This is a genomic window from Salinivibrio kushneri, assembly GCF_005280275.1.
In the GTDB taxonomy this organism is placed as follows: Bacteria; Pseudomonadota; Gammaproteobacteria; order Enterobacterales; family Vibrionaceae; genus Salinivibrio; species Salinivibrio kushneri.
The window spans coordinates 544,459-566,531 of sequence record NZ_CP040022.1 but is presented as its reverse complement, the minus strand read 5'-3'; the positions used below and the strand labels follow the sequence as shown (position 1 = coordinate 566,531).

Sequence of the window (22,073 nt, the reverse complement as noted above, 5' to 3'; positions counted from 1 at the left end):
AGAAAGCCAAGCATCGCTTGGCTTTCTTTTTGCCTCTAAAATGATAGTCTAATCATTAAAATAAACTGACTCGCTAGACCATTGCAGTTATCACATTCTCAGCGTCAGGCCACCCCCTAAGCAGCTATCCGTGGTACGTTAATGGTGTTACCTCAACCCAATAAGAGGTTTCATGGGATTTTTGCGTTCATCCGTGGTCCGTATGGGGACGCCCATTGTTTTACTGCTGCTGCTTGCCGCGAGCTATCAACCCTTGATTGCCTCGCTAGCTCCCTATTACAACTTAATTTACGCAGCGCCGTATTTTCTGTTATTCACCGCGCTCCTTTTAAGCCACTTATTCAAAAGCGCCCGCGTCGGTATGATGGTGGTGATCTTATTAGTGGGATACACAGTGATCCTCACGCGACTACAATCGCCACTCAATCATGGCACGACCTATATGGAGTACTTGCTGCTCACGGTCGCGCTACCGATTAACTTGCTGTATATGATCATCGTGCGCGATCAAAAACTCACCTCTCGATTTGGCCTGTTCTTTTTCCTCGCCATTGGTATGGAAATCGGCTGGTGTGCGCTTCTCGTGCAGCAATTCGGTGAGCTGTCTATCTCTCTCCATCAACACCCGGTATTAGTCAGAGTAACGTCAGTGAGCCCCATGCCACTGCTGCTGATCGTGCTGCTTTCTATTTTGGTCTGTGTCAGTATCATTCGACTGTTGCGCAAAAATAGCATTGAGGATCATGCTGCTTTTGTCAGCGTGTTATGCGGTGTCACAACCCTCGTATTTTTTAACGTGCCTTTCATTTCTTCGCTGATATTTTCGTTGGCGGGCGTGTTATTGATTGCCAACCAGGTATCGCTCAGCCACCAACTGGCCTTTATTGATGGGCTTACCGAAATTGCGGGGCGTCGCGCACTTGAAGACGAGCTCAAACATCTGGGCCGCCAATATACCCTCGCGATGCTCGACGTTGACCACTTTAAAAAATTTAATGATAAATACGGTCACGAAACAGGCGATGATGTCCTTAAGCTCGTCGCCAAACATATGGCACATTGTGAAGGAGGCGCCAGTGCCTTTCGTTACGGCGGTGAAGAATTTACGTTGTTGTTTAAAGGAAAAACCACCGAACACTGCCTACCGTTTCTTGACGCCCTGCGTGAGGATATCGCCAATTACCCCTTGGTTCTACGTGATGCGTCTCGTCCCCATGATGACAAACAAGGCCGGCAAAAGCGCGGATATGCAAGCCAAAACAAACCGGTCAATATAACGGTCAGCATTGGCTATGCTGATGCCTCGCAAGCCGACACCCCCGACGAGGTATTACAGTTGGCAGATAAAGCCTTGTACAAAGCCAAAGAGGCCGGGCGTAACTGCATTAAGGGCAGTGTATGAAACATTGGTTAGTGATATTTGTTTTTACCGTTTTTCTGGCAGGCTGTGCGACGCAGCGTGACGCGGCAACGACAGGTGACATGCCTAGTTCGGACAAAACGATTCGCGATCAGGCGCTAGACCAGGTACTCAATCAGCTTTATCGTCAGTGGCAAGGCACACCTTATCGGTGGGGAGGCACCTCACGCCAAGGCATCGATTGCTCAGCGTATACGCAACGCGTTTATCAAGACGCGCTCGCCACGCCACTACCGCGCACCACCCACGGCCAAGCAAAAACCGGCTATGCCATTGACTATCAATCTGCACGCCAAGGCGATCTGGTGTTTTTTCATATTCGCCCTGGCCTTCGCCATGTCGGCATATTTCTGGGTGGACAGCGGTTTATGCATGCGTCCGCCTCAAAAGGCGTGACAGTGTCACGATTGGATAATCCCTATTGGCAAGCGCGCTTCTGGCAATTCCGCCGTTATTTCTGAGATAGTGCTTTTACCGAATCCGCCAGTTCGCAACAGGGTTGATAGCGCGGGCACGTGACGACATGATCATTGACCATACCAAGCGCTTGCATCAGCGAATAGCAAATCGTCTCGCCTACAAATTTAAACCCGCGCTTTTTCAAAAAGCGGCTCATGGCGTGGGACTCGTCGGTCGCGGTCGCCACATCGGCATCCGATTGGTGCTGATTAACAATCGGTACACCGCCGGTAAACTGCCAAAGTGCCTTCGCTAGGGATCCATACTCTTCCACCAGCGTCACCGCCGCCTTAGCATTGGTAAACACAGAGGCCACTTTCAAGCGATTGCGGACAATCTCGTGGTTGGCCATGATCGCCGCGATATTCGGCTCGGCCACGTTGGCGAGTTGATAGAAGTCGAAATCGGAGAACGCGGCACGATAAGCCGCACGCTTTTGTAGGATGAGACGCCAACTCAGTCCTGCTTGTGCGCCCTCTAAACAAATAAACTCAAAGATCGCTTGATCATCAAACGTTGGCACGCCCCACTCGCTATCGTGGTACGCACGCTCAGCCTCGCTTTGTTGTGCCCATTGGCAAATGTCCATCTTTGACCTCATCCTTGTTATACAAATTTACGCCAACGTTTTGTTGCTTGTGGCACGAAATCAGCGACTTAACCATGTAAAGGCTATCGTTTCTCGGAAGATCACGCTATCTTTGATCGCGATAAGTTTTTGAAACGTAATAAACCAGTTGCTCCGTGTTGTTGATGACACTCATAAACAGAAAGGAAACCCCGTGACAAAAAAGCATTTCTTGATCACCGGCGCCGGGCAGCGTATCGGCTATGCACTGGCCTGCCACTTTCTTCATCAAGGCCACCAAGTAACTCTATCTTATCGCACCGAGCGGCCTCAAGTAGCTGACTTACGGGCGCGCGGCGCACACTGCCTCCAAGCGGACTTTTCCTCTGATGAGGGCGTTTACGCATTTATCACGTCGCTCGATGCGATGCATCCGACCTTTGATACCGTGATACACAACGCATCGTCGTGGGATAGCGAAACGCAAAGCCAAGATATTGCCACGTTATTCGATAACATGATGCAAATTCATGCCAAAACACCTTATCTCATAAATATGGCTGCGTCGCGCTGGATGCAGCAGGGCGATATTATTCACCTTACCGACTATGTCGCACAAAAGGGCAGCGCAAAACATACTGCCTACGCGACTAGCAAAGCCGCGTTAGAAAATCTCACACTCTCGTTCGCCCAAAAGCTAGCGCCACATATCAAGGTAAACAGCATTTCACCTGCGCTAATCATGTTTAACGAGGGAGATGATGACGCCTATCGTGACAAAGCTCGCCGTAAATCGATTTTGGGTACCGTACCGGGTGAACAGGAAGTCGTGAACGCCTGCGAATTTATTCTCGCCAGTCAGCATATGACTGGCCAGTCTATCAAGTTGGATGGCGGACGCCATCTCATTTAATTTTGTGACCAGGGAAAGATTATGAACGACGCTGTTATTAAAGTAACCAACCTGCGCCTGCGTACTTACATTGGTTTTAATCCTGACGAGCAAGAGAAGAAACAAGATGTAGTCATCAATGTTGAGATCCACTATCCCGGCCACAAAGCCTGTGAAGAAGACAACGTGGATGATGCGCTTAACTATAAAGTGATCACCAAAGCGATCATCGATTATGTCGAAAATGGTCGTTTTTTATTGCTGGAGAAGCTTGTCGCCGGTGTACTAGACATTGCGCGTGATCACCATTGGGTGCGTTATGCGCAAGTCACCATTGATAAACCCCACGCACTCCGGTTCGCCGATTCTGTTTCACTCAGTTTAAGCTGGACCGCCGACGAGTCGTAACCCAGCAAAGAGTTCGTTAGAATTATTCGAACATCTTGTTCAAGGGAAAACGGTTCTGAATTATCATTCACCCTATATACTGTGTTGGCATAGTGAATAGGAGCAGCAACGATGACAACGAAAACGGGCTACGATCTGGTGATGCGTACGCTACACTGGCTATCAACGATTGTAATTATCGGCCTTTTCGCTGTTGGTCTCTGGATGGTCGATCTCAGTTATTACAGTAGTTGGTACCAGACGGCGCCGCATTGGCATAAATCAATCGGGTTGTTACTTGCGCTCACCACGCTGGTTAGATTGGTGTGGAAAGCCACTCACACCATGCCGGCGGTCGAGGGCAAAGCGTGGGAGCGTAAAGCGGCAACGGCTGGGCATCATACTATTTATTTGTTGCTCGCTATTTTATTTGTCTCCGGCTATCTGATCTCAACATCAGATGGACGAGGCATCGATGTATTCACCTGGTTTACCGTGCCAAGCGCCGGTGAGCTTTTCCCCAATCAGTCAGACATTGCTGGGGATGTACATTACTACGTTGCCATTACCTTGATTGTGTTGGCCGCTGGCCATGCACTCATGGCACTTAAACACCACTTTATTGATAAAGACAACACGTTACGGAAGATGATCGGAGGAAACTCGAAATGAAAAAACTCATGTTAGCCATGGGAATGAGCGCCGCGACACTCTTATCTGGGCCTGCACTGGCAGACACTTATATGATTGACACCAAGGGCGCACACGCCTCGGTCAACTTCAAAGTGCCACACCTGGGTTACAGCTTTATCAAAGGTCGCTTTAATCAGTTTAACGGCCAGTTTGAATTCGACCCAGACAATATTGGCGCATCGAGCGTGTCGGTGACGATTGATACCACCAGTGTCGATTCTAACCACGCCGAACGTGATAAGCACATTCGCAGCGGTGACTTCTTGGATGTGGGCGAGTATGGCCAAGCATCCTTTGAAAGCACCAAGGTCACCGACAACGGCGACGGCTCAATGACCATTGCAGGCGATCTCACCTTGCATGGTCAAACCAAGCCGATTGAAATCGACGCAGAGCTGGTTGGTCACGGTGAGGATCCTTGGGGCAACTACCGCGCAGGCTTTATGGGTAACACCCGCCTGGAGCTAGAAGACTTCGGGATTCCTACCATGGGCCCTGCCACCTATGTTGATATGGAGCTTCACGTCGAAGGTGTCCGTCAATAGGCGGCGAGTCTCTCACCATCCGAATACAAACGCCCCGGCATCTGCTGGGGTGTTTTTTATCAACCACTAAAACATTCACTATACTCATGAAAAGCGACGCCTTGGTCAGGCGATGATATCCATTGTTCGATAAGGATGACTGTCTATGAGGCCCCCCTTTTTTAAGCGTTTTTTCCTCGTTTTTGCTCTCTGTATCTTCACTCTCTCTGCGTATGGCAAGATGAAAATCATTACCGCAGTGAACGACGCCTGGCCACCTTACGTCACCCGCGATAATGCAAGACCCGGCTTTTCTGTTGAAGTTGTCACCGCGGCACTCCATACGCAAGGCTACGATATCGAATTTCTACTCTTCCCTTGGGCGCGCGGCTTACACGAAGTCAGAAACGCACGCATCGACTTAATTACCACCACCTGGTACACCGACGCACGCAGTGAATATCTCGTTTACAGTGATCCCTATTTCGCAACCAATATCGATATTATGATGCGAAAAGATACAATTTTTGATTATAGCGGCCCTAAAAGCCTCACGGGAAAACGGATCGCCAGTGTACGTGACTACGGCTATGATCAATGGTTTTTAGACGCAGAATATTTTCAGCGAGTGGAAACAACATCGCTGATGTCGAGCTTACAAATGCTCGCCGCCGATCGTATTGATATTGCGATTGGCAATCGCTTTGTGATGCTACAAGAGCTCAAACCGTTAAACCTCGACGCTGATGATTTTCACTTTTCACCCACGCCGATGATCAAAAAGCACATCCATGTCACTGCCGCCAAAGCCAACCCCAACGCCAGCAAATACATCCAAGCGTTTAATCGCGGATTAGAAATAATCAAACAAAATGGCACATTTGACGATTTGAAAAAGAAATACGGGCTGATCTTACCAGACGATACCACTGCAGAGTGAAACCCAATCGTCATAGTTGTTGGCTAGGATGGACGGCATGAAAAACAATCAGCAAGTAGCTATGACGGCACCTATCAACATCGCATTTTTCGATCTCGACGAAACCCTTATCGCCACTGACACCAAGCAAGCGTGGCTTGAGTATCTTCGCCAGCGCGATCTCGCCCCACACAATGTGGTTGAACAAGAACGGCAAGCTTATCTCGATTTCAAAAAAGCGCGGATTAATCTTGAGCAATACATGCACGTTCAGCTCACGCCAGTGAAGGGGCAATCGACCCAAACAGTCGAGCGCTGGGTCACTGATTTTATCGATAGACAGGTCGCGCCAGTAGTGGTCCCCCAAGCATTAGAGCGGATTGAATGGCACCGTAACCGTGGTGACCACTGTGTGCTGGTGTCTAATACCGCCGCACACCTGGCAAGACCGATTGGCGAACTACTCAAGCTCGACACCGTGATTGCGATTGAGCTGGAAACCATAAATGGGGTGTACACCGGCTCCATTTCTCATTGTGTGCGCGATTTTCGTGGCAAGCATGACTACATGCAGGCATGGCTATCTGACCGCCATGACACCGTTGGCCACACCTACGGCTACAGTGATTCGCACTGGGATGTGCCGCTTCTCGAGCAAGTTGATAACGCATTTGCCGTCAACCCCGATCCACACTTAAGCCTGCATGCGCAAGAAAAAGATTGGACTATAATGGAGTGGGCCAGGCACGACACCATTCGTGATTGAGTGTGCATTCTCACTGTCAGCAACCCTATATGGGCGGTGGCAATGATCGATTGCCGCAATGAATGGGCGCTATCGGCGCCTTTTTTATTAACACTCACTTGAGAATGATTATCATAACCGTTATCTTTAATGTATGATCGGCTGGCGACCTCACGCCGTAGTCACACGCATAGTAAAAGAGATAAAGGCTTATGAAGAAGAACATCATCATTATCGTCGCGCTCTTGCTCTCTCCGATGGCGCACGCCGACCAATCAAAACACGCGGACAAGTTAAAAGTGGTGACCAGCTTTACCATTCTCGCTGATATGGCCGCCAACGTGGCGGGCGAGCATGCCGAGGTGGTATCGCTCACTAAACCCGGCGCTGAGATCCACAATTACCAACCCACCCCAGGGGATATTCTGCGTGCACAAGGTGCGGATGTGGTGATGTGGAACGGGTTAGGCCTAGAGCGTTGGTTCGAACGTTTTTTCCAGCACATTGATGAGGTACCGAATGTGATCTTATCTGAGGGAGTGGAGCCAATTGTGATTGCCTCGGGCCCGTATCGTGGCAAACCCAACCCCCACGCGTGGATGTCGCCATCGGATGCGATGCGATACGTTGATAACATCGAGCGCGCCCTGATCAAGTACGATCCCGCCAATCAAACGCACTACCAAGCCAATGCCAAAGCCTACAAGGCACAAATTCAGGCCGTGTTCGCGCGTGCTCAAGACGCGCTATCCGCAGTTCCCGAATCACAGCGTTGGCTAGTAAGCAGCGAAGGCGCTTTTTCTTATCTGGCACGTGATTTAAACCTCAACGAAGCCTATTTATGGCCGATTAACGCCGAGCGCCAGGGTACACCACAACAAGTTCGCGCACTGATTGATACCGTGCGAGAACACCAAGTGCGTGCTGTCTTTTCTGAAAGCACCGTGTCTGATGCGCCCGCCAAACAAGTCGCCGCGGAAACCGACGCACACTATGGCGGCATTTTATATGTCGATTCGCTCAGTCAAGCTGACGGACCCGTGCCTGACTATCTATCCTTACTGACAGTGACTACAGAAACCGTGTTAGCGGGGTTGCGCCATGACGCACTATGATTTAACCGACGGCACGCCCAGTGTGTTAGATGTCAACGAGGTACGTGTCGTCTATCGAAACGGCTTGTGTGCCCTTGAACACGCCAGCTTCTCGCTGCCCGCGCAAACCATCACTGCCTTGGTGGGTGCCAATGGCAGCGGCAAATCCACCTTATTTAAAGCGATTATGGGGTTTGTGAATCCCGGCAGTGGCAGCATTGCGGTGAACGGGACCCCCATTAAGCAAGCGCAAAAAGCAGGCTTAGTCGCTTATGTGCCTCAATCGGAAGAAATCGATTGGTCGTTTCCGGTGTTAGTGGAAGACGTGGTGATGATGGGCCGCTACGGTAAGATGTCATTTATGCGTCGCCCCAAAGCAGCGGATCATCAAGCGGTGGATGAAGCCTTAGCCCGCGTTGATATGACAGCCTTTCGCCAGCGCCAAATTGGTGAACTGTCCGGCGGACAGAAAAAGCGCGTTTTTCTCGCCCGTGCTCTGGCTCAGCACAGCCCGCTGATTTTACTGGATGAGCCTTTTACTGGCGTAGATGTTACCAGTGAAGAGTCCATTATGCGTTTGCTGCTCGAGCTCAAAGACGAAGGCAAAACCATTTTAATTGCCACTCATAACCTTGGCACTGTGCCCGACTTTTGCGATCGTACCGTGTTGGTCAATCGCGCAGTGGTGGCAGGCGGACACACCGAGCATGTGTTTACCACCGAGAACCTGAGTGCCATTTTTGGCGGCAAACTGCGCCAGTATGTGATGCCCAGCGATCAGCTCCATCAAGATGCCGATCCGCGCGAACTGTCGGTCATTTCCGACGATGAACGACCTTTGGTGGTATATGGCAAGCGCGAACAAAGCGCGCAGGAGCGGCGCGAATGAGCTTACTCGACCCCCTCGCCTATCAATACATGCAAAAGGCATTGCTGGTCACCACCTTGATTGGCGGCGTGTGCGGCTTGCTCTCAGCCTTTTTGATGCTCAAAGGCTGGTCGCTGATGGGCGATGCCCTCTCCCATGCGATTGTACCGGGCGTTGCCGGCGCTTATATGCTGGGCTTGCCCTTTTCGCTCGGTGCCTTTGCTGCCGGCGGCATGGCCGCGAGCGTGATGCTGTTTTTGCATCAACGCAGCCACATCAAACAAGATGCGATCATCGGTTTAATTTTCTCGAGCTTTTTCGCCTTCGGGCTCTTTTTAGTCTCGATTTCGCCCGTCGCGGTCGATATTCAACAAATTATGCTGGGCAACTTGCTCGCCATTGCCCCACTCGATGCAGCGCAAATGCTGATCATTGCCTTGGTCAGCTTCACCGTACTGGCGGTGAAATGGCGTGATTTTATGCTGACCTTTTTTGATGAAAGTCACGCCCGCTGCATTGGTTTACCTGTGGTGGGGCTCAAGGTGCTGTTTTTTGCGCTGCTCAGCGCTTGCACCATGGCGGCACTTAAAAGTGTCGGTGCCTTTTTGGTGATTTGCTTGGTGATCGCCCCCGGCGCCACCGCCTATTTACTGAGTGATCGCTTCGGGCCCGTGTTGGTGCTAAGCGGTGTCATCGGCACACTCACCTCACTGTTTGGGGTGTATATCAGCTATTTCGCCAACCTTAACGCCGGCGCACTGATTGTGCTGGCCCAAGTGGGACTCTTCTTAGCCGCCTTTGTATTTGGCCCCAAACACGGTTTACTCGCGCGGCGCGCCAAACGTCAGGAGGCACTGCAATGAATCCGTATCAACTGACTTTTATGCAAGATGCACTGCTGATGGCTGTCTTAGTGGCACTACCCTGCGCGCTGCTTTCTTGCTATTTGGTGTTAAAAGGCTGGTCATTAATTGGCGATGCCGTGGCACACGCGGTGCTACCGGGATTGGTACTGGCAAACTTATTTGGCCTGCCGCTGATTGTCGGTGCCTTTGCCGCCGGTTCTGCATGCGCTACCAGTGTGCATTGGCTCAAACAAAATAGTCGTGTGAAAGAAGACACCTTACTGGGGATTGTGTTTTCTGGCTTTTTCGCGCTGGGGCTGATTTTGCAAGGCCAATTCCCGTCTGATTTGCACCTTGATCATATTCTATTTGGCAACCTGTTGGGGATTAACCACCAACAGTTGCTCACCGCCGCCATTACCGGCTTAGTCGTGCTTGCGCTGGTGTTGCTTAAAGGGCGAGATTTAATGCTGCTCTCGTTCGATCCCGCACAAGCCAGCGTGCTTGGGCTCCCCGTGCAGAAACTTCATTGGCTCCTGCTCTCGGTGATGATAGCTACCATTGTGGCGGGCTTACATGCCGTGGGGATCATCTTAGTGGTGGCGATGTTAATTGCACCGGGCGTCACCGCCTTTATGCTCAGCAAACAATTTAGCCGCATGTTATGGATTGCCTGTGCGATCGCTTTAGTCACCGCCGTGGGTGGCGTCACCCTGTCTTTTTATCTCGACAGCGCGCCAGGCCCAACTATTGTATTGCTACTCACCGGCTGTTTTGTGGTGACCTTTGCATGGCAGCAATATCAAATCCACCGCAACCAACAGCGCCCGCAGCCGACGCAGCAAACCACAAAAGCAACGCGCTCTACCACCACCCATTCGGCGCAATCGCACTGATCGGCATTGACGGACACAGCAACACCCAACCTCAGCAGTGCGCGAGATAGAGCTCGCGCACATTGCTCGTCGCATAGGTTTTATCGCCCATGGCCGTCATCTTGCCTTCACGCACGCCAAATACCATAATTAGGTATATATTGGTATCAACGAGTTCTAACCATGGCAAAGAATACAAGTATTACCCTAGGTGAACACTTCGATGGATTTATCGCTAGCCAAATCGAAACGGGGCGTTACAGCTCGACAAGTGAAGTCGTTCGCGCCGCACTGCGTTTACTCGAAAACCAAGAGACAAAACTGCATACACTGCGTCAACTTCTCGTAGAGGGCGAACAAAGTGGCGATGCTGAGTATGACATCGATAACTTTATCCAAGAAATCGATGCCGAAGATACGCAATGAAGCCATTTACGCTGACTATCGCCGCTAAAACGGACTTAAGGAATATCGCGTTGTTTACCCAACGTCGTTGGGGAAAGGGACAGCGCAATCTATATGTAAAACGGTTCGATGACACCTTTTGGTTATTAGCTGAAAACCCAGACATGGGGAAACCATGTGATGACATCCGATCAGGATATCGTAAATTTCCTCTTGGCAGCCATATTGTTTTTTATCAACCCAAGGGTAATCATCACATTAAAGTCGTTCGAATCCTGCATAAAAGTATGGACGTAAATCCAGCGTTGGGTATTTAGTCCACTGTAGTCACTTATATGTTCTCTATCGACGGACATAACCGCATCCCAACCAGAGCAGTGCGCGAAACGGAGCCCTCGTTCTAATCGCGCACACCTCCCCGACTCGCTCCTTGGCGCTCTAACCAACTTCTTGTACCCACCTCACAAAACATGGCTTATCTAACACTTTGGACAATAGCACACGAAAACCAAAACAGCCCTTGATAGACTAATCCCAAATCTACCCACTCAATAGCGTGTTAGGTGCCGACAACTAACTGGCGGTAGCATGGAAAAACACAGGATGGTTAACCTGTTTATCGGCTAGATAAACGCAAAGCGGTCGTTTTTATCCGTGACAGGTGCACACTTTCCCAGAATGGATGATTAAAAGCGTCGATTAGTTAATCGGTTACAGCTTAACGTTTGGGGATAGTATGAACGCCCGAGTAGGGATAGGCGGCGTGCACGCTTTCTCGGAAAAGCGATATGCATGAGGCGATAAAATCTCTTTATTTCAGTTAGTTATATGAAAAACAGTGCGTATAACGGTTTTGGGAAATCGCGCATGCGTACTAATAGAATGCTATGCATACAGGAGAGTGCCATGGAGATAGAAGTTTCAGATTGGATAGCAATAGCTTCATTTGCCACATCCTTCATAGCCTACATGGAGGCTAAAAAAGCAAACAAGAACAATGAGTCGGTAGCAGCTCTAAAAGAAGTCCTGAAAGCATCAGAGAAAACACATGTTTATCTGTATGATCGTACGCAAGGTAAAGAAAGGAACTTTGGAAAGGAGATGGAAATTGCTCACTTATGGTCAAAAGCAGCCTTTCTGATTTCACGCATTGATAAGGAGCTTTCAGTTCGTCTACATGCAAAAAGTGAGTTTTGGATGAGCCAAGATACATGGGATGTTGATATAAGAGCTCACAAAGATATTTCATTAGACTCGGTAACGGCCGATGCTAGAAGGCTCATCGAAGCATATACATAACAAGCGCAGGCACTGGGACAAAAATTTCCGCTGTGCTCCAAATTCGTCCGTGCTACGAGCGTTGTGGCTCAAAGGAGTAATTTCGGTGAATCAAATTAAAAAGTATATTTTTGGACCATGTTTAGATTCAGAAGGTAACGCCATGGCTCCACCGTGCGGAAGCCTTGAAATTTTAAAGAAATACCTATCTAAGTATTGGCTAACAAGCTTTTGCGGTTTCTTCGCTCTATGTGTGAGTTACTATTCGCGCGACTTAATTGGTCATGACTATCTATATTTCGCAACAAAGCAAGCCGTATCGCCGTTGTTTTGGAATGTTCTGTTTGTTCTTGGCGCGATTCTAATATTGATTTCGTCTCTTTGCGACATACTAAAGATCAAATCGATTGCTAAGGCTTCTGGAGCATCATCAACCCGCCTTTTTAATATGGCAGCAGATGTAGGTGCACTTATGTTTGGGGTACTCGTTGGCATGTTTGTAGTTGCTTTGAGTGGCGGCTCAATTTCCATGTGGGGTATGTTGGGACACTCTATATTAGCAAGCATATTTTTAGCTTATAGCCTGTTTTTAAATGTTTTTGTGTGGTGGTTTTCTTTATGTTCAGAAAGTAACAGTTATAAGCCTGCATACTTGGTTTACATTGAGTCAAAGCCAATTTTGAAATTATTCTTTACACTAGTATCATTAATAGTATTGGCTGTGTTAGTGGTCAATACAAAACCTCATTCTTAAATAACCCACAAATCCTATGAGCCCTTCTCCGGTCAATAGGCAATAGCATTTTTTGGCTGCGCCGGCAGCCAATGCTCTCGAACAACAAAGTCGCCTACTTCGTTCTGTCATTTCCGCCATTAAGGCATTGATTACGGCAAACACATATAGAAGGTCTCTTACTGTGGTCTCACCGCTGCCTGCCAATCATGTGACAGGGCCTTTAGACATTATTCGGTTAATCCAAGCGTACGTTCATTGAGCCAATGTTCTCGTACACGATAAATCGCGAGAATCTCCTGGCGTTCGGGTGACTTAAGCAGGAATGAACCGGCTGTTTGAACGCTGAACAGCGTCACAAATGGCAACGGCATCGTTCAGGTCATTTTTTCCTTTTGTGCGATAAGGACCGACATACTTTGCGGCCATGATGCGGGTATCGTGGCCGAGCTTGTTGAATTCTCTGGCCCAATAATGTGCCCCACTACAGGCCTCAATACCTATGCACATCGTAGGCATATTTGCTAATGTAGCTAGTAGCTTAGCGCGTGAAACAGATTTATGGAGAATGACTTTTCCGTGGTCATCCACCGCGTGAAGAGAAAAGTGGTGCTTGGCGAGATCAATGCCACAAAAGAATTGAGTAGACATGGTTACCTCCGTTATTAAATGCCTCACCTAAGTGTGGCAGATCTTCAAGAGGGGGAATCCATGTCATTCGTTATAAGCTTAGGAGTATCCAATGGCACTATATAAATTTCAAACTGCAAACATGAATTCTCTGACTGCTTTGAGAACACATTCTCTTTTCTTTTCAAAGCTAGAGAATCTCAACGATCCAACAGAGAATATGTTTGGTATCTTGCCGAGCGAAGAAAAAATCGATCCTAGAGTCATACCTGATATCAATGAATTACAAAAATGTTCTCTTTTATGTATGGGTACTGACTCGGAAAATTTCATATTAGAGTCTGATCTTTTAATGTGGACTCATTATGGGGCTGAATTGTCAGGAATTTGTCTGGTTTTTGATGATGAAATTTTAAAAAAAGTTTTGAAGACCATGGTTGTAAGACGCATCAAAAAGTCGAGTATGGTTATCCAAAGTTACTCGCAACTGATCAACTATTTAGTCAGCATATGGGTATAGAAGAAGCACCTGGTTTTAGTTTTCAAGATAGAAATACTGAACGGGCTATTAATACCTTTATTTTTAACAAGCCAAATTGCTTTAGTTATGAAAACGAATATAGATTTTTACTTAAAAAATCTGGATTGGTTTCTTACACCCCGAACTCTTTGAAAAAAATAATTATTGGTTCTAAAATTGAGTCAGAGTCACTTCGTGATATGTTCATAGAAACAGCTAAAACTGTGAATAGTAACGTTGAGATTTACAAAGCTTGCGTGAAGAAAAATAGCTTTAAAATTCATATAGAAAATTTATTATAATTGGGTATTAAGCATCAATTTTTTAAAATGGGGAATTCGTGAATATTAGATATTATGCTGACTTTTTCGATGTTCTAGTCGCTGACTGCCGTGAAGCCGCTGAAATTTGGGGTAAAGAGTGCACGCCATACTCTAGAAGAGCTTATGTTAAAGCCGTTTTCTCGTTCATCGATGGCAATACCTATCGATTAAATCAACTTTGGTTAGATTGTCATCAAGCAGGGATTTTTGCTTTAACGAAACTGCAAACAAACAAAATTCATGGTTATAAATTTGGTGAGAATGGAAGGAAGCTGCCGCTTAAATCTTCGATTTTAGATAGTGTAAAGCTCTCTTTTTCAGTTCCATCGAAAGCTAGATGTATTGATAATCCCTTAAATACCATTGGTAATGAGTGGTGTATTTTTAAAGAGGCTGTCCGTATAAGGAATCGACTTACACATCCCAAATCAGTTAATGATTTAGAAGTTTCCTTAGAAGAAATAAAAATTATCGAATCTGCGTGTGATTTTTATAGACAATCAACGAGGGCATTAATGCAAAGCTTAGTGGGAATTTAGGCTTAACTGTTCAAGAGGGGTTCGCAACGCGCGACATTTATACTGTGCGTTGGTTTCATTAATTAAGGTGGTACACTGCGGAATTGGTACTGCGTTACCCATCCCTTAACAGGGCCACATGGATTCCTCTATTCGTTAAGCATCCGTGAACCATATTGAGTTTGGTTTAAACTGCTTCTTTACACTTGGTTTTAGGCTGACTGCTACCGGTGCTATTTTTGAGGTGTAACTTGATAGATAAAGGTTTTAAGTCCATCTATATGTTCCGCTAAATCGCCTTTTACCTTTCGCCCCATTGCATCTAAGATGAAATGCGCACCTTCTATTCTGGCTAATTTAGCTGCTGGGACAAAGTCACTGTCACCTGAAATTAAGATTATCTTGTTCGCGAGTTTCTTTAAAACTACGCTGGTAATATCGATACCTAGCTTCATATCTACCCCTTTTTGCCGAGGACGTAGAGAAACTTTATTTGGGTCTATATCTTTGGGATCAACCTCACCACGGATAAGCTTATTGAAATTATGTATCTTATCTTTACGAATGAAACCCCATTCCTTATCAGAGGTACTTAGATGGCCCATACGACATGCTACATACGGTTGATGCGTTAGAGCCTCATGTAGATCATTTTTATATTTAGTGATGTCGCTTTTTGAAAAATCAATCTGTTTGCTAGTAATCGGATGGTGTGCCTTTAACGTTAGAGGTGGGCAATCATAGTAGTAGATGCGGTATAGATCTTCACCATTTTTGCGGTCGACATGCTTTATCCAGTAGTGCCACATTTTCTTTGCGAGATCTTCAGGAACCATTTTCATTTCAGGATCAACAGCCGATGTAAAAATTCGATTAAAGAAACCGGCATCAACAAAAATTGCAACAGTACGACGGGACATCTTAGCCTCATAAAACGAAAAAGCCTCTGGGTCGTCACATCCCGTATGGTGGGAGGAGTCGCCAAAGGCCGTATGTTCTGTTCAACAATGTTGTTCTACAGCGAATACTAGATCATTTAGTGCTTGGCTTGCAAGGAATGACAAATGATAAACAGAACAGCCCAACTAATGTGTGCAGTGTTAGGGATAAGATAATGTAATTCAAGTGTGCAGCTGGCAATTTAGTGTGAATTGCGTTGTATAACAATCAACTATGTCCTCAATCACTAAATTCTAGCGAGTTTTTTCATCCCACATCACGCCGTCTCTATGCATCGAATTTAAGATCTCCACCATATTGCGTACTAAAAGGCATTGTGGACCAAAGCACTGAGTCTATCGATGCACCTCTGTCGACTGGCACAACTGCATCCAGGCCTCGGCGGTGCGTGAGACATAACGCTCGCCGTGCCAGACTAAGCCGAGTTGCCATTCAATCGCTGGGCTTATCGGCTTCACTAGTAATAACTCACTGTCTTCCAAGCTGGCACTAAGGCGCTGGCATAAGGGTGCGGGTAGAAACGCAACCCCTGCACCACTTTTCACCAAGGCGGCTAAAAAATCCCACTGACTGCTACGCGCGGCAATGGTGGGTTGATAACCATGCTCTTCACAACGGGCAATAATTCGATCGCTTAAGGTAAATTCAGCGCTATATAGATAAAACGGCTCGTCTTTAACAGCCTGCCATGTCAGGCTTTTTTGCGCACGCCACGCGGCTTGATTAGGCAGCACAGCATAGATGGGGTGAGTTTGTAAGGGTAAGCTTTGCAAGCACTCAGGCTGGGTGTCGGTGAGCATGGTGATTGCCACATCAATCTCACCATTGATCAGCGCTTGTTCGGTGCGCCGCCCACCGTATTCGACAATACTAAGCGCCACGTTTGGGTAGCGTTGGCGGTATTCACGCAGCACATTGGCATACAGCGGCCCTATCATCGGTGGCATCCCCAATCTAAGCTGGCCGCGCGCTAATTGGTTGAGATCGTCGAGTTCGGTATTTAGCTGCTCGAACTCAGCAATAATGCTCTGCGCACGCTGATACACCACCTCGCCAGCATCGGTTAACCAAAACCGCCTTCCCTCTCGGTGCAACAACGGCTGACCCACATCTTGCTCAAGGTTACGCACCATTTTACTGATTGTCGGTTGCGTCACATGCAACGACGCCGATGCGGCAGTAAAGCTCTGCTGTTCCACCAAGGCAATAAAATAGCGCAACGCACGAATATCCATAAACGGCCCTTAAAAGCTAGTCGTTAACCATGCCATTGTGGCATAGTTGATGGCGAAAAAAGCAGAGGAACTGGCACTTATTACCATGCGTCACTTGGTTACACCTTTGGCAGCATGAAGCAGTCTCTCATTAAGTCTCGCTCACCGCGTTTGATACCTGCTTCTTTTGCCAAGCGCTCCCATTTCGACACGGCTTGGGCGACTTGATGATAAATCTTGTCAGCTGTTTTCACATCGAGTTGAAAGTACTCTGCCACCTCAAACGCTAGGTCAATATCTAAAGCGTTATCTTTGTCGTCAATATTTAAGTGCAGACCGTGGGCATGTTGTGTTGAATTGATGTCGTAGGCGGGTGACAGTCGCCAACCTGTCGTGTCAAAAATAAAGCCATGATTACGTAGGTGATCGTCACTATTGGCAACCATGATATTAAACAGCATACGCCTCCAAAGCTGTGCCAAGTCCGCCCGCGTATTAGAGCCGTTCTGGATAAGAAATTCCGCTAACTCTAAGTAGCTCGCTCCATCATCATTGCCATCGAAATATTCAAGCTGTGTCATTGCTGACGTAAATTGCAGTCTCCTGCCGTCATCGGTACGATCAAATCGCTTAGTCAGGAAAATATGGTGGTCTGAACCAATGGCCTGCACTTTACATTCAGCCATATTGACCCCAGAGTCCAAGGCCATTTGGTACACCAAGTATTCCCACAGGCCAATATCATAATCGTCATACCGACTTGGAAACTTTGCCAGCCATAAAGTACCATCGATATCTCTTACAGAAGCTTTCGGCCTAGCTCCGCCCAACGATGAGCCTGGCGAGATAAGCATATTTAACCACTTGAGGTAGTCAGGATTATCAAAGTCGGGTTTGTCCTCGATGCCTTGCGCTGCACATTCTAGCTCCGCGAGTGAAGTCATAGCTGGAGCCGCCAGATCGTCATTGTCGTCAAGAAAATTGCCACCATGCTCGGTGCAAAACCTTAAAGCGCCCATTCTAAAAGAGTCATGAACACCGAGGAGATAGTCGGTTTCGTATAATGTGTTCGCTCTACGTCCCTCAATGCGGGCTATAACAGCCTCTCGACGTTGCATCAGCAAGCGTCCCCATCGATCAGGGCAAGAATCCAAGAATACCTTGAAGTTTTTGTCATCTTCAGCGTGCTGCTCGCCACTATATAAATGAAGGCAAGGGTCGATTTGAGAAGCATACTTAGATTTAAGCCAGGTCTTGTCATAGCAAAAGCTGAAATGCTCTTTACCACGGATTCGCGATGCTCTCAATGTCCCAATAAACAAGGGCGGCTCAGCTTCAATCCAATCAGCGTAGACAAAGATTTCCATTCGTTTGATGCCCTATCGTCTCGTTTTTAACAACTCGATATCTTGCAGCTTCCTACCAAGCTCATCATCGAGCGCGACTTTACCCAGATCGTCTAATAAACCGAGTACGGCGAGCACATTAACATAATGGCCTAACGACACTGTCGGATCGCCTTTTGTAATTTTTCGTAGCGTTGGTTTCGAGATCCCTGTGCGCTGATGCATTCTATCTTGACTGATCCCTCGACGTTTCATCGCCAATAAGATGTTTTCACCCAATTGATGCAATATTTTCATCTGCCGCGGGAACACAGTGGCGCCACGCTTGGGCGGCGCTTCCTTATCATACTTCATCATAATGATACTAAAACTCGATAAATATTAAATTTATGAAATTATAGTTTCATATCACAATGAAATCAAAGATAATCCGCTAGGACTCGATTTTGCCGAAGCCAACATGACGGACTTCCCATAAAATGAAACTATAAATTATTTTTATGAAAATATATGAAAATATAGTTTCACTTTAAGTGCTAGGCATGCATGACGAAAAACTGATTCCTCACGGGACTGGTTCGTCGCTAACGCAGCTTTATCGCTCAACAAATCATGCCATTTTGGCATAGTTTAAATAAAAAAAAGTCACTTTATTCACTCTCTGCCAAGACGTAAAATATGAGACATCTCACAGATTCTTGGCACGCCTTCGATGCAATTGATTAAAAACTCCTTACTGACCTTACTGCAAGTCTTTGTTTTAGCAGGCATTTGGTTTTTGTCTGATTGGTTGGTCACAACCTTTGCTATTCCACTACCGGCCAACCTCACCGGTATGTTGCTGTTGTTAGGCGCATTAATGTTGAAAATTGTCCGTGCCGATTGGTTGCGCCGCGGGGCAGCGTGGCTGTTAGCCGAGATGTTGCTGTTTTTTGTGCCGGCGGTGGTGGCGGTGGTCAACTACCAAGATTTATTGCTGCAAGAAGGCGGTAAGATCATGGTTGTACTGATTTTAAGCACCGCGATGGTGATTGCGTCAACCGCTTGGGTGGTCGATAAAGTGTATCGTTTTGAGGTTAAAATGGCGCGCCGCCGCAGTAATCACCACCACACGCACCACCCTGATCTAAAACCGGAGTGCTAAGCCATGATGTCTGCCTTACCGACTTGGCTTCATGCCTCGTTATTGAGCGTCACTTGCTTTTTAATGACCCTTGGCTTCTATTACATGAGCAAATGGCTGTATCGCCGCCACCCCTCCATTCTGGTGATGCCATTGTTACTCGCGCCCTTGCTGATTGTCGCGGTGGTGGTTGGGTTTAAGATCCCGTATCAAGACTACATGGCGCAATCTTACTGGCTGCTTTGGCTGCTGGGCCCAGCGACCGTGGCGTTTGCGATCCCTGTGTATGATAACCGCGCGCTCATCCGCCGCCATTGGTTGTCACTGTCGATAGGCGTGACTGTATCGGTGCTAGTCGCGATTACCAGTACTGTGGTGCTAGCGCGGGTGTTTGAGCTGTCTGAACTGCTGCAACGTAGTTTGGCGATGCGCTCAATTACTACCCCTTTTGCCGTGGAAGCCACCAAAGCGATTGGCGGGCAAAGCGATCTCACCGCGCTATTTGTGGTTCTCACTGGGGTGATTGGCATGGCGATTGGTGAAAGTATTCTGACCGTGATTGCGATTCGCTCGCGCTTAGGACGCGGCGCAAGTTTGGGCGCGTCGGCACACGGAGCGGGCACCGCTAAAGCCTATCAAATCGGTAATGCCGAAGGAGTAGTGTCGAGCGTGGTGATGATGATTGCCGGCATGGTCACTGTGCTGCTTGCACCTGTGTTAGGCCAGTTACTTTGGTGATCCTAACCGCTTTATTGATCCTTGTATGACTTTGTACGCTATCTATTGCTATCAATAAAAAATGAGTGAGTTGATGAAAGTTTCTGCGCAGTAAGCAGGTCTTACACAGACAAACTCTAATAACGAGGCAATAATGAAACAGCGTAAGTCAATTTGGCGAGTCATCGCGTTCACAGTATTCAGTTTGCTATCGATAGCGAGTTATGCGGCGGTGAAAGATACCGCCACCTCAGCCCAAGGCTACCAAAAGGCGACCCTGGCTGGCGGCTGCTTTTGGTGTACAGAATCTGATCTCGAAAAGCTCGACGGCGTGATTGATGTGGTGTCTGGCTACTCAGGCGGTGAGCTTGAAAACCCCACCTATAAAGAGGTTTCGTCCGGCACCAGTGGGCATATTGAGGTGATTGATGTCACCTATGATCCTAACGTCGTGAATTATGAACAGGTGCTGGATCAGTTTTTCCGTCATATCGACCCCACCGATGACCAAGGCTCGTTCGTTGACCGTGGCCCGCAATATCGTCCCGCGATCTTTTATCGCTCTGAAACACAAAAGCAAATTGCCGCGGATTTTATGGCGGAGATTGAGGCGTTAGGCGTGTTTAAAAAGCCGCTGAAAACCGAGTTGATCCCGTTTGAAAAATTCTGGCCAGCAGAAAGTTATCATCAGGATTACTACAAAAACCACAGCATTCGCTATAGCTACTACCGCTATGCATCAGGGCGTGACCAGTATCTGGACGAGATTTTTGGTGATGATCGCAAAGACAATCCGGTCACCTTGCGTGAGATGATTGATGCGCAAAAAGCGGAAGAGATGACATCAACGAACACCCGCTACTCGCGCCCCTCGGATGAGAAAATCCGCGCGATGTTGTCAGATATGGAATATGAAGTCACACAAGAAGACGGCACTGAGCCTGCGTTCCAAAACCCGTATTGGGACAACAAGCAAGCGGGAATTTATGTGGATATCGTTTCGGGTGAGCCGCTGTTCTCCTCCACCCATAAATACAAATCCGGTACTGGCTGGCCGAGCTTCACCCAGCCCATTAATGAGCAGTATGTGGTTACCAAGCCGGATAACTCCCTGTTCTACACGCGCACCGAGGTCCGCAGCAAAGTCGCCGATTCGCACCTTGGCCATGTGTTTGAAGATGGCCCCGCCCCCACCGGCTTGCGCTATTGCATGAACTCAGCCGCGATGCGCTTTGTGCCCGTCGATAAAATGGCCGAGGCGGGTTATGAAGATTATCTCTATCTGTTTGAATAAACCAACCTTTGCGTGATTGGCTTGGAAACCTGCGGTAGAGTACAGCTCTACCGCTTTTTTACGCGAGGCATTGGATGCATACGATATTGATAACCGGATTTGAACCCTTCGGCGGCGAGAGCGATAACCCGTCTTGGCAAGTGGCAAAAGCATTAGAAGGCTGGCAGCCTAATGAGGAGTGCATCGTTAAAGCCGTGCGTCTTCCCTGCACCTTTGAAGACAGCTTACCGACGTTACACAGCGCGCTAGAATCGCTCAGTCCGGTGATGGTGATCGCCCTTGGCCAAGCCGGTGGCCGCGCCGAGATAAGCTTAGAGAAGGTCGCGATCAATTATCAGGACGCGCCCATTCCCGACAACGCCGGTAAGCAGCCGCATGGTACGCCGGTGGTGTCATCTGGGCCCAATGCCTATTTTTCTACCTTGCCCCTCAACCGTTTAGTGAACGCGTTAAACGAAGCCCATCATCCTGCCAGTATTTCTTACACCGCGGGCACCTTTGTGTGTAACCAGGTGTTTTATGGCTTGATGCATGCGCTGGCTCATCATTCCGAGGTACGCGCCGGCTTTATTCATATTCCCTACAGCCCAGCACAAGCGTCCAAACACCGCGTCCCGAGCATGCCGGTGGCTGATGTGGTGGCAGCGATGAAGATAGCCATCGAGTTGAGTTTATTGGATGATGATGTCACCGCCGTGTGTGAAGGAATGTTGCACTAAGACG

General features: G+C 47.9%; 28 protein-coding genes and 1 pseudogene. 23 read left to right on the top strand and 6 right to left on the bottom strand.

Going from position 1 to position 22,073, the window contains the following annotated elements; genetic code table 11:
- The first annotated feature begins 172 nt into the window (after positions 1 to 172).
- A complete protein-coding gene (locus FCN78_RS15660; RefSeq protein WP_077659190.1) occupies positions 173 to 1,402 on the top strand; it encodes a GGDEF domain-containing protein in 1,230 nt (409 codons plus the stop codon).
- On the top strand, positions 1,399 to 1,881 hold the full coding sequence (locus FCN78_RS15655) for a C40 family peptidase (RefSeq protein ID WP_235607566.1): 483 nt from the start codon (positions 1,399 to 1,401) through the stop codon (positions 1,879 to 1,881). Before FCN78_RS15660 ends, FCN78_RS15655 begins: the two co-directional genes overlap by 4 nt.
- On the opposite strand, the gene FCN78_RS15650 is transcribed toward FCN78_RS15655, so the two are convergent.
- Positions 1,872 to 2,468: a DNA-3-methyladenine glycosylase I gene (locus tag FCN78_RS15650; RefSeq protein WP_077659189.1), complete on the bottom strand. Its 597-nt coding sequence runs from the start codon at positions 2,466 to 2,468 to the stop codon at positions 1,872 to 1,874. The two genes, FCN78_RS15655 and FCN78_RS15650, sit on opposite strands and share 10 nt — an antisense overlap.
- A 193-nt stretch (positions 2,469 to 2,661) precedes the next feature.
- Here FCN78_RS15650 and folM point away from each other — a divergent pair, with 193 nt between their 5' ends.
- The 14 genes from folM to FCN78_RS15580 all read left to right on the top strand — a co-directional run bounded on the left by folM (position 2,662) and on the right by FCN78_RS15580 (position 12,726).
- Positions 2,662 to 3,360 carry a dihydromonapterin reductase gene (folM, locus tag FCN78_RS15645; RefSeq protein WP_077459573.1) on the top strand — a complete coding sequence of 233 codons (699 nt, stop codon included), beginning with the start codon at positions 2,662 to 2,664 and terminating at the stop codon, positions 3,358 to 3,360.
- Between the two features lie 21 nt (positions 3,361 to 3,381).
- On the top strand, positions 3,382 to 3,747 hold the full coding sequence (gene folX, locus FCN78_RS15640; protein ID WP_046075930.1) for a dihydroneopterin triphosphate 2'-epimerase: 366 nt from the start codon (positions 3,382 to 3,384) through the stop codon (positions 3,745 to 3,747).
- 111 nt (positions 3,748 to 3,858) lie between these two features.
- Positions 3,859 to 4,398, top strand: coding sequence for a cytochrome b (locus tag FCN78_RS15635; RefSeq protein ID WP_077521805.1), 540 nt, complete (start codon positions 3,859 to 3,861; stop codon positions 4,396 to 4,398).
- Positions 4,395 to 4,964 carry a YceI family protein gene (locus FCN78_RS15630; protein ID WP_077659188.1) on the top strand — a complete coding sequence of 190 codons (570 nt, stop codon included), beginning with the start codon at positions 4,395 to 4,397 and terminating at the stop codon, positions 4,962 to 4,964. Before FCN78_RS15635 ends, FCN78_RS15630 begins: the two co-directional genes overlap by 4 nt.
- Positions 4,965 to 5,109: 145 nt before the next feature.
- Positions 5,110 to 5,883: a transporter substrate-binding domain-containing protein gene (locus tag FCN78_RS15625; RefSeq protein ID WP_077459576.1), complete on the top strand. Its 774-nt coding sequence runs from the start codon at positions 5,110 to 5,112 to the stop codon at positions 5,881 to 5,883.
- A gap of 37 nt (positions 5,884 to 5,920) precedes the next feature.
- Positions 5,921 to 6,628 carry an HAD family hydrolase gene (locus FCN78_RS15620; protein ID WP_158014697.1) on the top strand — a complete coding sequence of 236 codons (708 nt, stop codon included), beginning with the start codon at positions 5,921 to 5,923 and terminating at the stop codon, positions 6,626 to 6,628.
- Positions 6,629 to 6,819: 191 nt separating this feature from the next.
- Complete coding sequence (locus FCN78_RS15615; protein ID WP_077459578.1) at positions 6,820 to 7,722, top strand: metal ABC transporter substrate-binding protein; 903 nt, start codon at positions 6,820 to 6,822, stop codon at positions 7,720 to 7,722.
- Positions 7,709 to 8,590 carry an ATP-binding cassette domain-containing protein gene (locus tag FCN78_RS15610; protein WP_077459579.1) on the top strand — a complete coding sequence of 294 codons (882 nt, stop codon included), beginning with the start codon at positions 7,709 to 7,711 and terminating at the stop codon, positions 8,588 to 8,590. The genes FCN78_RS15615 and FCN78_RS15610 overlap by 14 nt, the downstream gene beginning before the upstream one ends.
- Positions 8,587 to 9,432, top strand: coding sequence for a metal ABC transporter permease (locus tag FCN78_RS15605; RefSeq protein ID WP_077659186.1), 846 nt, complete (start codon positions 8,587 to 8,589; stop codon positions 9,430 to 9,432). Before FCN78_RS15610 ends, FCN78_RS15605 begins: the two co-directional genes overlap by 4 nt.
- Positions 9,429 to 10,310, top strand: coding sequence for a metal ABC transporter permease (locus FCN78_RS15600; protein ID WP_077659185.1), 882 nt, complete (start codon positions 9,429 to 9,431; stop codon positions 10,308 to 10,310). Before FCN78_RS15605 ends, FCN78_RS15600 begins: the two co-directional genes overlap by 4 nt.
- 162 nt (positions 10,311 to 10,472) lie before the next feature.
- A complete protein-coding gene (locus FCN78_RS15595; RefSeq protein ID WP_069588744.1) occupies positions 10,473 to 10,715 on the top strand; it encodes a type II toxin-antitoxin system ParD family antitoxin in 243 nt (80 codons plus the stop codon).
- A complete protein-coding gene (locus tag FCN78_RS15590) occupies positions 10,712 to 11,011 on the top strand; it encodes a type II toxin-antitoxin system RelE/ParE family toxin (RefSeq protein WP_077659184.1) in 300 nt (99 codons plus the stop codon). The genes FCN78_RS15595 and FCN78_RS15590 overlap by 4 nt, the downstream gene beginning before the upstream one ends.
- 589 nt (positions 11,012 to 11,600) lie before the next feature.
- Complete coding sequence (locus tag FCN78_RS15585; protein ID WP_077521791.1) at positions 11,601 to 11,993, top strand: hypothetical protein; 393 nt, start codon at positions 11,601 to 11,603, stop codon at positions 11,991 to 11,993.
- Between the two features lie 85 nt (positions 11,994 to 12,078).
- Positions 12,079 to 12,726, top strand: a complete 648-nt coding sequence (locus tag FCN78_RS15580) for a hypothetical protein (protein ID WP_077521789.1) — start codon at positions 12,079 to 12,081, stop codon at positions 12,724 to 12,726.
- 227 nt (positions 12,727 to 12,953) lie between these two features.
- Here the strand turns inward: FCN78_RS15580 and FCN78_RS15575 are convergent.
- Positions 12,954 to 13,356: pseudogene (locus FCN78_RS15575) on the bottom strand (IS110 family transposase); the annotation flags it as partial.
- A gap of 91 nt (positions 13,357 to 13,447) precedes the next feature.
- Here FCN78_RS15575 and FCN78_RS15570 point away from each other — a divergent pair.
- The 3 genes from FCN78_RS15570 to FCN78_RS15560 are packed head-to-tail and all read left to right on the top strand — an operon-like array spanning position 13,448 to position 14,717.
- Positions 13,448 to 13,855, top strand: coding sequence for a DUF2971 domain-containing protein (locus FCN78_RS15570; RefSeq protein ID WP_077659747.1), 408 nt, complete (start codon positions 13,448 to 13,450; stop codon positions 13,853 to 13,855).
- Complete coding sequence (locus tag FCN78_RS15565; RefSeq protein ID WP_077659746.1) at positions 13,846 to 14,157, top strand: hypothetical protein; 312 nt, start codon at positions 13,846 to 13,848, stop codon at positions 14,155 to 14,157. The genes FCN78_RS15570 and FCN78_RS15565 overlap by 10 nt, the downstream gene beginning before the upstream one ends.
- Before the next feature lie 38 nt (positions 14,158 to 14,195).
- Entirely contained in the window at positions 14,196 to 14,717 is a 522-nt protein-coding gene (locus tag FCN78_RS15560; protein ID WP_131825420.1) for a hypothetical protein, read from the top strand.
- Positions 14,718 to 14,929: 212 nt separating this feature from the next.
- On the opposite strand, the gene FCN78_RS15550 is transcribed toward FCN78_RS15560, so the two are convergent.
- The 4 genes from FCN78_RS15550 to FCN78_RS15535 form a co-directional block, all read right to left on the bottom strand.
- On the bottom strand, positions 14,930 to 15,616 hold the full coding sequence (locus tag FCN78_RS15550; protein ID WP_077521783.1) for an NYN domain-containing protein: 687 nt from the start codon (positions 15,614 to 15,616) through the stop codon (positions 14,930 to 14,932).
- A 375-nt stretch (positions 15,617 to 15,991) separates the two neighbouring features.
- Positions 15,992 to 16,891 (bottom strand): LysR family transcriptional regulator, encoded by a 900-nt coding sequence (locus FCN78_RS15545; protein WP_077459586.1) that lies wholly within the window; start codon positions 16,889 to 16,891, stop codon positions 15,992 to 15,994.
- A 98-nt stretch (positions 16,892 to 16,989) separates the two neighbouring features.
- Positions 16,990 to 18,237 (bottom strand): type II toxin-antitoxin system HipA family toxin, encoded by a 1,248-nt coding sequence (locus FCN78_RS15540; RefSeq protein ID WP_077521781.1) that lies wholly within the window; start codon positions 18,235 to 18,237, stop codon positions 16,990 to 16,992.
- A gap of 12 nt (positions 18,238 to 18,249) precedes the next feature.
- Positions 18,250 to 18,513 carry a helix-turn-helix domain-containing protein gene (locus FCN78_RS15535; protein WP_051503382.1) on the bottom strand — a complete coding sequence of 88 codons (264 nt, stop codon included), beginning with the start codon at positions 18,511 to 18,513 and terminating at the stop codon, positions 18,250 to 18,252.
- Between the two features lie 415 nt (positions 18,514 to 18,928).
- Here FCN78_RS15535 and FCN78_RS15530 point away from each other — a divergent pair, with 415 nt between their 5' ends.
- From FCN78_RS15530 to pcp, 4 genes are all read left to right on the top strand, one after another.
- Complete coding sequence (locus tag FCN78_RS15530) at positions 18,929 to 19,360, top strand: CidA/LrgA family protein (RefSeq protein WP_077521780.1); 432 nt, start codon at positions 18,929 to 18,931, stop codon at positions 19,358 to 19,360.
- A gap of 6 nt (positions 19,361 to 19,366) precedes the next feature.
- On the top strand, positions 19,367 to 20,077 hold the full coding sequence (locus FCN78_RS15525; RefSeq protein WP_077521910.1) for an LrgB family protein: 711 nt from the start codon (positions 19,367 to 19,369) through the stop codon (positions 20,075 to 20,077).
- 133 nt (positions 20,078 to 20,210) lie between these two features.
- On the top strand, positions 20,211 to 21,350 hold the full coding sequence (msrB, locus tag FCN78_RS15520) for a peptide-methionine (R)-S-oxide reductase MsrB (RefSeq protein WP_077521778.1): 1,140 nt from the start codon (positions 20,211 to 20,213) through the stop codon (positions 21,348 to 21,350).
- Positions 21,351 to 21,424: 74 nt separating this feature from the next.
- Positions 21,425 to 22,069 carry a pyroglutamyl-peptidase I gene (gene pcp / locus FCN78_RS15515; protein WP_077659745.1) on the top strand — a complete coding sequence of 215 codons (645 nt, stop codon included), beginning with the start codon at positions 21,425 to 21,427 and terminating at the stop codon, positions 22,067 to 22,069.
- The last annotated feature ends 4 nt before the right edge of the window (positions 22,070 to 22,073 follow it).